The 1,340-nt window shown below is 76.4% G+C and carries 1 protein-coding gene and 1 pseudogene; both read right to left on the bottom strand.

The window, feature by feature from the left end; all coding sequences use genetic code 11:
- Positions 1-635 (bottom strand): annotated as a pseudogene (locus Q4D18_RS01600) (hypothetical protein); the annotation flags it as partial.
- Between the two features lie 10 nt (positions 636-645).
- Positions 646-1,340, bottom strand: a 695-nt coding sequence (locus Q4D18_RS01605; protein ID WP_303125120.1) for a 4a-hydroxytetrahydrobiopterin dehydratase, incomplete at its 5' end; no start/stop codon positions are given.

The following is a 1,340-nucleotide window of genomic DNA, read 5'->3' on the forward strand; positions in this document are numbered from 1 at the left end:
GCCCCGGTGAAGCGGGACAGCCACGCGAAGCGGCCGCGGGTGCGGTGCGCGTGCAGCGCGAGCGCCACGAGGAGCGCGCCCAGCGTCCCGACGATCATGTCCGTCATGGTGTCCGTGTTGCCCTTCTGGGTCTGCGCGCCGAGCACCTGATCCGCGGTGAACTCGGCGATCTCCCAGGTCAGGGCCACGAGCGAATGCAGCGCCATCACCAGGAGCGCCTCGAGCCCGGGCGGCAGAGTGACGCCCCGGCGGGCGGCGGCGACGCCCAGGAATAGGACGCAGCCCAGCGCGATGGGCACGCCGGAGTAGAAGTGCACGAGGGCATCCCACCACGGCCAGGCGTCATAGCCCCCGAGCGCGGCGCCCACCCACGGGGCGGCGAGCAGCAGGGCCGCGTACATCGCGTGCAGCGCCGTGGGCAGGCGGACGCCGGAGGCGCGCTCGACGGCGATCGTCACGGGGAGGACCATCGCGATCTGCAGGCTGAGGGCGGCCGCCTCGCGGCTGCCCTGGGCGGCGAGGACGGCGGCGCCTGCGAGCAGGATCAGCGCGGCCAGGATGAGGGGCGAGAGCCGGACGAGGGCCCGCTGGCGGGAGCCGGGCGGCGTGATGGCGGGCGCGGGGCGGACCTGCACGGCGGGGGGCTCAGGCAGCCGGCGGGACGGCATCGGGCACCAGCTCGTACAGGAAGGCGGGGCGGACGGCGTCGTCGTCCTGGAGGGCGACGACGGCGGGCACGCGCCGGTATCCGGGACCTTCGAAGGCGTCGAGGCGGTCCCAGTGGTCCGGGAGGTCGGCGGAGACGAGCAGCTGGGCGGGGACGTCGGTGACGGCGGCCGCAGGAGCGCTGCCGGGGAGAACGACGCCCGGATAGCCGGTGGCCGCGCCGACGCCGCTGGCGTGGAGCACGCCACGGACGGTGCCGGACGTCCACGTCCCGCGGACGCCGTCCATCACGTGGGCGTTCGAGCGGCCCGGCGCGAGGGTGCCGTAGGCGGCCAGGGCGTGCGGGGCGAGGACCTCCTGCGCGAGGCGGGCGACGGTGCGGGCCAGGCGGATGTCCCGGGAGGTGAGGGCGCGGACGTCGTGGCTGTGCATCCGCACGGTGAGCCGGCCGTAGGAGACGGTGAGGTCCGGGTGGTGGTCGGCGGCCTCGGCCGCCTCCCCGATCCGGTTCGCCAGGGCCAGGGCCGTGGCGAAGTCGCCGGTGGCGTAGGTGACGGCGAGCTCGGGCGGGGTGCCGGAGGGGGTCGCGGCGATGGACCAGCCGGCCAGAGCGCCGGAGGCGGCGACGACGGACGCGACCTCCGCCGGGTCGAGCGGGCGCAGGGCCGGTGTGG

This window comes from Micrococcus sp. (assembly GCF_030523875.1).
GTDB lineage: Bacteria > Actinomycetota > Actinomycetes > Actinomycetales > Micrococcaceae > Micrococcus.